The organism is Neobacillus cucumis (genome assembly GCF_002860255.1).
Lineage (GTDB): Bacteria > Bacillota > Bacilli > Bacillales > Cytobacillaceae > Neobacillus > Neobacillus cucumis_A.
In genome coordinates this window covers 1-7,822 of sequence record NZ_PGVE01000005.1, presented here as the reverse complement: position 1 = coordinate 7,822, position 7,822 = coordinate 1, and the positions used below count along the sequence as shown (strand labels likewise).

General features: G+C 44.7%; 2 protein-coding genes. One reads left to right on the top strand and one right to left on the bottom strand.

The annotated features are described in order from the left end of the window. Nucleotides 1-113 precede the first annotated feature (113 nt). Nucleotides 114-1,280: a HupE/UreJ family protein gene (locus tag CVD27_RS00700; RefSeq protein ID WP_101645987.1), complete on the bottom strand. Its 1,167-nt coding sequence runs from the start codon at nucleotides 1,278-1,280 to the stop codon at nucleotides 114-116. 259 nt (nucleotides 1,281-1,539) lie between these two features. Here CVD27_RS00700 and CVD27_RS00695 point away from each other — a divergent pair, with 259 nt between their 5' ends. After that, a complete protein-coding gene (locus CVD27_RS00695; RefSeq protein WP_101645986.1) occupies nucleotides 1,540-7,587 on the top strand; it encodes an Ig-like domain-containing protein in 6,048 nt (2,015 codons plus the stop codon). The last annotated feature ends 235 nt before the right edge of the window (nucleotides 7,588-7,822 follow it).

Here is a 7,822-nt window from a genome sequence, read left to right as displayed (position 1 = left end):
TTCGGGTAACGGTCGCCAATAAGGCCGATAGCCGACCTTGTTGAATCCTTTTTTCAGATGACGGTCGTCAATCATAAAACGCTTCTTTTATTTTTCCCAATTACCTTTTTCCATTATTGAAAAATCCGCTGGAACAGCCAAATCGCGCCTAAAGCCACAATCGCATACGAACCATAGACCACGATTTTTCCGGAGTTCCTCAACTTATATAAGTAGGCTAACATCGGAAGCAGCAGCAAGACAATCGTCAGCTGAACGGCTTCAATGCCGAGGTTGAAATTGATTAATGCCACCGCCAAATGACTCTTCGAAATCGCCATCTCTTTTAAAAGAGTCGCAAACCCAAGACCGTGAATCAATCCAAACAGGAACGTGATGCTCCAGCGATAGCGGATTTCTTTTCTAAAAATATTCTCCACCGCCACATAGCAAATACTAAACGCAATCGCCGCCTCGACAAATCGTGAGGGCAAGGTGACCCATCCTAACACAGCCAGGCTGAGCGAAATACTATGCGCGATCGTAAAGGACGTGACGATCGCCGCATACTGTTTAAAGGTTTGCTTCCGAAGCAGCAAGGCAAGCAGGAACAGTAAGTGATCATAGCCTGTTAAGATATGAAGCATGCCCAGCTTAAAAAAGGAAAACCAACTTGTTTTTTCAACAGGTGGTTTCGCCGCTGCCGCTGGCTTCTCTGGCTGTGTTTGAGGAGTATCAGGCTGCGCGGTCTGACCTTGCTCCTGCTGAATTTCCGTGACTAAAACGGTCCAAGTCCGTTCTTTCCCCTGTAAGACTCCTTCACTAGATTCCCCATTAATCGAAGCAGTGATCAGGTCGACATATTTTGTCGCCGTATCATGATAGTAAAAACCATCATTATAGTTAATCGTATCGCCAGGTGAAAAAGCTGGGAAGGTCATCGTGGTCGACAGAAATTCTTTATTTTCTTTTTTCACGAGCTTCATGCTTTCAATGGTAGGCGTCTGTTCCTCGTTCCCTTTATCAAGGGTCAAGCCTTCCTCGATTAACTCTTCTAAATGATGCTTGTTCTTTTTGATTTCCGATTTTTCAAGAACAAAGTTTTTGTTTGTATCAATAGAGGGTATTAATTCAATAATAGACAACGTATCAAGAGTGAAAACCAATTTTGTCTGTTGGCTGTCCGCGGTTAGTTTGGTGTAGCTGGCACTATAGGCATGGGCGTCAGCCGGTTTGGGACAGGTCATAAACGCAAGGATGGATAGGGATAATAAAGTGAAGATGAATCGTCTAAAATACATAAAACGAAAAAGCCCCCTGTAACTATAGTGGAATAATAATAGAATGAAACGAAATCACTTTCATATAATCACATTTTACAGGTAGTTGTATACAATTGGATAGATTTTCTAACATATTAATTGTTGTAAAAATTGTAAATAGTATATAAATACTAAAAAATATTTTGTAGAATAATAGTGTATTTAGAAAAAATTAGGAAGAAGGGATACATAGGGCACATTTGCTTTTAAAAAAAATAAATTAAAGGGTGGAGAATGAATGAGGGGGAAAAACAAGAAGTTTAAGCGCTGGACGAGTTCGTTCATGGCAGTACTTCTATTGATCAGTACCTTTTTGCCGAGTGGTTTAATAGGCAAAGCTCATGCCGAGCAGGCTGATCATGTAGTCATTTCACAAGTTTATGGCGGGGGAGGAAATTCAGGAGCTCCCTATAATAAAGACTTTATTGAATTATATAACCCAACAGATCAACCAGTGGATCTTACCGGCTGGTCAGTGCAATACGCATCTTCTAGTGGAACGACATGGGCAGTAACCCCATTAGCCGGAATCATTCAGGCACATAGCTATTATCTGATTTCAGAAGGCGGCGGCGCAAACGGTGTCGATCTTCCGACACCAGATGCATCAGGCGCTACTAACATGTCAGGTACTTCAGGAAAAGTGGCATTAATCAAAGATAAGACTACCGCAGCAACTGGCTCTAAACCAGACAGCACGATTGACTTTGTTGGATTCGGCGGGGCAAATGCTTTTGAAGGCACAGGAGGAACCAAGGCTCCATCCAACACAACAAGCGCACAGCGCCGACCTTACGCAAACGTAGACCCGGTCACTGGCAAAGGAAATGCTTGGGACACAGATGATAATGCAGCCGATTTCGCAACTGCTGCACCCGTTCCACGCAACACTGCAAGCCCAGCGGAAACTCCAATGGTCCCAGTGACCAGCTTACAGCCAAAAGGATTGAATATCCAATTCCTGCAAGATGGTACGACTGGAAAAGTAATCGGAAATGCGGAAGCCGCAGAACCAAACTCCATCGTAAAAGTATATGAAACCTCAGCCAAGGGAACGGCGCTTGGTACAGCGACTGCCGCTGCTGATGGCTCATTCGAAATCACGTTCACTAAAACACTATCCTCTGTTTATGTAGCTTCCACACAAGAGGGTCTTGATGAAAGTGCAGCCATCCAAATCAACGCAGCAGCCGCAAGTGCACAAGTGAATCAATCCAAACTAAGCTACGTGGTAGCAGACGGAATTGGTACACTCATTGGCGGCACAGGCGCAGCATCTGCAAACGCCATCATCAATGTGTACGCAGATGAAACAGCAACACAAAAGTTAAACCCACAGGCTGTGACAGGTGGAACAGCAGGTGACTTCACTGTTAGGATCGACAATGCTCCTAACACCGTCTACGTAACCCAAATCACAAGCTCGGCCAAAGGAATTATGCTGCAAAGCGTGCCGGTCTCTGTTTCAAAAGCCGACACCACGGCAGTCACAAAAATTGCCGAAGTGCGCACCTCTGATGCAAAAGGTCAGCCGGTCAACCTCAATAAGTATTTCACCATTGAAGGTGTGGCAACTGTAGACAATCAGATTCTTGGCACACAAAAGCAAAACTTCTATATCCAAGACGATACAGCAGGCATTAACATTTTCCACACATCACTTGATTTAGGCTACCAGATTCTTAAAGGGGACAAGGTCCGCATCACAGGTAAGGTCCTAGTTTACAATGGCTTAACCGAATTCGAACCAACTTCGATTGAAAAAATAAGCGAAGGAAATCCAATTCCGGCAGCCAAAACCGTAACGATCGCAGATTTAAATACCTATGCAACGGCTGAACCAATCGAAGGAAGCCTTGTAACAGTGTCAGGTAAAGTTTCAGCAGTGGCTGCTTCAGGCGCCAACTATAACGTGACCTTTGTGGATGAAAACAATAAAGCCACCACGCTACGGGTCATGGGTGCAACCGGAATCAATCCAGATAAAGATCTTGTGACTGGAAAAAGCTATGTGGTGACAGGGGTATTAGGACAATACACCTCCAGCTCAACAGCCACAACTGGTTATCAAGTTTACCCGCGTAATGGGAAAGATATCGCACCAATTCTAGGCGTCACGCATACGGCTTTAACACAGGCTTACAAAGAGGCGGATGTAGAATTTGAAGCGTATGCTGACGGTGCCGACAATGTAACGGTTTACTACCGTGCAACAGGTACGACCAGCTATACGGCCTTACCAATGGTGAATGCTGGTGACGGACGCTATACGGCAACATTAGCGGCAGCCAATGTGCCTCAAAACGGATTTGAATATTATATTGAAGCAAAAGCAGGTACACAGGTTCAAACGTCCGGTTCAAGTGATGTTCCCTATCCAGTAACCTTAATCGAGGATACCGAAGGACCAGCGATTACCGGTTTGACACCGCAGGACACAACAAAAGTAGAAAGCCCAACACCAGAGATTTCTGCCTTAATTGATGATCCAAGCGGCATCGACGAATCAACCGTTCAAATGTGGCTGGATAGCCAAGAGCTAACCGCTCCAGCAGCAACCATCAGTAAAACACAGGTAAAATATACACCTGAACAAGACCTTGCGCTTGGAACACACATCGTGAAGGTGACAGCAAAAGATACAAAAGGCAACCGAGCCGAAAAAACATGGACCTTTGAAGTGGTACCTCGTTTTACAGGCGGCAATCACTACCGCGGGACAACGCATAACCACACAAATATTTCCCATGATGCGGCAGGTACGCCTGAAGAGGCGCTAAAAGCAGGTAAAGCACATCATTACGATTGGTTTGCTTTCTCAGACCACTCACATGATATCGACCCTGAAAAATTGGGTACAGACACCGTAGAACGTACAACGGCAGATGGGAAGTCGGTGCCGGAACGTTCAGGCGGATCGGACTGGCAATTAACAAAGGATCTAGCTAAACAATACACAAAAAGTGATTATGTCGTATTCCCAGCGTTTGAGATGACTTCAACGACATGGGGACACTCCAATATCTTCGGTACCGATAACTTTATCGACCGAAATATTAACGGCAAGCAATACCAAGACTTAAGCCAGTATTATGCATGGGTGATGACATACGACGATATCGTGGGTCAGTTCAACCACCCGGATATGTCGGCGAATGCATTTAACAACTTTAAGCCTTATGATGCGAATGTAGATAAGTTATTCACGATGTTAGAAGTAGGGAATGGTTCCGGCCACTACGGCTATGCCAATGCCGAAGGGAAATTTTTCTCAGCATTAGACTTAGGCTGGCATGTCGCACCAACGTACGGGGAAGACAACCACGAAGGAACATGGGGCCAGGTCAATGCCCGTACGGTCATCGTGGCAAGCGACCTTTCGCAGGAATCCCTGCTTCACTCGATGCGTAATATGCGCGTGTACATGGAAGAGGATCCGAACTTCACGTTAGACGTATTAGCCAACGGCTATTACATGGGTTCAACCGTCGACAGCAAAACCCTAAAGTTTGATATTAAGGGAAGCGACTTAGTAGCAGAAGCTCATAACGACACAGATTATAGCTACCTGCCAACAAGCTACAAATCAGATGATAGAATCCAAAAAGTAGAACTCATTACAAACGGCGGGAAGGTAGTAGATTCCTATGAACCTATGACGAAGGACTTCTCTTGGAAGCCATCCTATACAGTTTCAGGTGGCCAGCAATGGTTTGTTGTAAAAGTAACCCAAATGGACGGCGAGAGAATTTATTCTTCACCAATCTGGTCAAAAGAAGAACCAGTGGATGTAAAAGTTAACAGCATGGATGTAGACGGCGGCGTCATCATTGGCGGCAACCCGGCAGCATTAAAAGCAACTGTTGCGAACAACGGGACACAACCGGTGAGAAACCTAAAAGTAGATTTCTTCTATGATGAAGTAAAGCAAGACAATTTGATTGGAACCAATACGATTTCTTCGATTCTACCGAAGGCTTCCGCAACTGCGTCTGCCACATGGGCGGCTCCGTTGATTGGTAACCACCAAATGATTGCGGTAGTTACTTCACTAGATGGTCTCGATTTAGGGGATACGAAGTTCGTTTTACCCGTAACAATTAAAGAGCCGCTTGGCGTGAAAGTATTAATCGATGCTGCTCATGGCAATGAAAATACATCAGGTGACAGCGGAACGTATAAGGATAACTTAAAATCCTTTACCCTTATGCTTCAAAAAGAAGGCTATACTGTAGCTGAAAATAAAGCAGCTCTGACCGACGAAGTATTAAAGGACACGAAGGTATTAGTGCTTACCCACACAAGAACAGCCTTAACTGCAGCTGAAAATGCGGCCGTGGCGAAGTTTGTGAAAGATGGCGGTTCCTTATTAATGGCGGGTAAGAGCAATAACAGTACAGACCCTACATTAAACAATGCCCTTCTTGGCGAGATTGGATCACAAATCCGCATGGGTAATGACGGCGTCTTTGACTTAAGTAAGAGCGGGAACTTCTGGAGCGATCCAACGGTCAGCCCATATGCCGTCCGAGTGCATCCGGGATTAGTTTCGAACTTAATTACCGACCGTGTATCCTTTATTGATTACTACAGCGGTACAAGCTTAGCTGGTGCAAATAACCAGCCGTTAATTGGATCTGATAAGTTAACGATCCTTGCCAAAGGAAATGAGACGACCTATCAAGGAAATATCAAAGGCGGCTATACCTATGATGCCGTTTCCGATGAAACAGGCGGTTCAGCGATTCCGTTAATTGCATCTGAAGAAATTGGCACCGAAGGACGAATCATCGTTTCCGGTATGAACATCTTCAATGACAAACAAATGGATGAATCGTTTGAACCAAAAGGAAATGACGAATTCTCGTTAAACGCAGTCAACTGGTTAGCTCATCGCGAAACGAAAGTGTCTACTATTGCCGATGTCCGTAAACAAGAGGATGGTACAGACGTAGTCGTGGAAGGGACAGTGACTACTGGAGCAGGCGTGTTCTTTGATGCGTTCTACCTGCAGGATGAAACAGGCGGGATTATGGCGTTCCAGGAAGTGCCTGAAGGCTCATTGAAACCAGGCGACAAGGTACGAGTACATGGTCACATTAAGACGTTTGAAAATAACAAAGAACTAGAGTTTACAAGCTTTGCAGGCGATGTGATTAAAATTGGTTCAGGTGATCCAATTCAACCGAAGGCAGTGGCTACGGGTGAGGCTACATCGGCTGCAAACCAAGGTTTACTCGTTAAGGTAACCGGAACGGTTAAATCCAAGTATGACGACAATTCCTATGTTATTAACGATGGTTCTGGTGAGGTGTTAGTCTTCACGGATGGATACATCGTCAACCAAAGCGGTCCAGTGCCTGCACTAAAAGTCGGCGATACATTAGAAGCAGTCGGACTTTCTGGAGCATTTTCAGAGGGTACACGGATCCGTGTAAGAGATACAAAGGAATTGGTTGGTTACGATAAAACTGCTCCTGAAGCACCAGTAGTCAATGGTGTAAACGACCAAGATACGACGATTACAGGAAGCGCGGAAGCGAATGCGAAAGTGGAAGCCAAGGTTGATGGTGCGACACTTGGTACAGCTACAGCAGGGGAAGATGGTAAATTTACGATCACGTTGGATAAAAAGCAAACAGCTGGCACAAAAATTGCAGTTACTGCTACAGATGCCGCCGGTAATACAAGTGCTGCAACAGAAGTAACCGTAATTGATATAACGGCACCAGAGGCACCAGTAGTAAATCCTGTGAATGATAATGATGTGGTCATCACGGGTAAGGCAGAGTCGGGTGCAAAAGTAGTCGCTACAGTGTCTGGTAATGAGATTGGGAACGGAACAGCAGGTCTTGATGGAAGTTACTCCATTACAATTGGAAAGCAAGCAGCGGGTCTAACGATCTCTGTTACGGCTACAGATGCGGCTGGCAATACAAGTGCAGCAGCAACAATTACTGTTACCGATGAAATCGTAACAAAAGTAAGTGTCATCACGGCTAAACCAGGTACACAGGTATTTAGAGAACCAACTCAGTTGATCGCAAGCTCAGAGGGCAGCAGAACTCCTGTCTATCGTTTCTACATTATCGATAAAAAAGGAGATACTGTTTACACACAAGGCTACGGAGAAAGCAATACATTGAATTGGACAGCTAGAAATCCTGGCACCTATACAGTAGTGGTCGAAGTAAAGGATAAGTTTAATTCCGGTTTATTCTCCACCTATTTTGAGGAAAAAACGGAATTCACTTTTGATGTTGCGGCAGGCAAGGCGAAAAATTAGTTTTTAAAAGCTTAAAGATTTCGTCACAGTTTTTTCATAAATAGAAGATAGAATAAGGACATGGAAAGGAATTACTAGTTTAACTACCTTTTTCATGACCCCCTTTAATATAGAACGTTTTGTCCGGCCTCGTGCCGGATATTTTTTTTGCTCAGAAAGGGAAGAAGAGGGGTGGTTGCTTCAATGAGGTCGATAGTCTACCCAACAGAAGCGTTCTTTGAGAAGAAGGTCGTCA

Bases quoted from the DNA above. Each gene is read 5' to 3' on its own strand.
- CVD27_RS00700 (WP_101645987.1), bottom strand. From the start codon at position 1,280: ATGTATTTTAGACGATTCATCTTCACTTTATTATCCCTATCCATCCTT.
- CVD27_RS00695 (WP_101645986.1), top strand. From the start codon at position 1,540: ATGAGGGGGAAAAACAAGAAGTTTAAGCGCTGGACGAGTTCGTTCATG.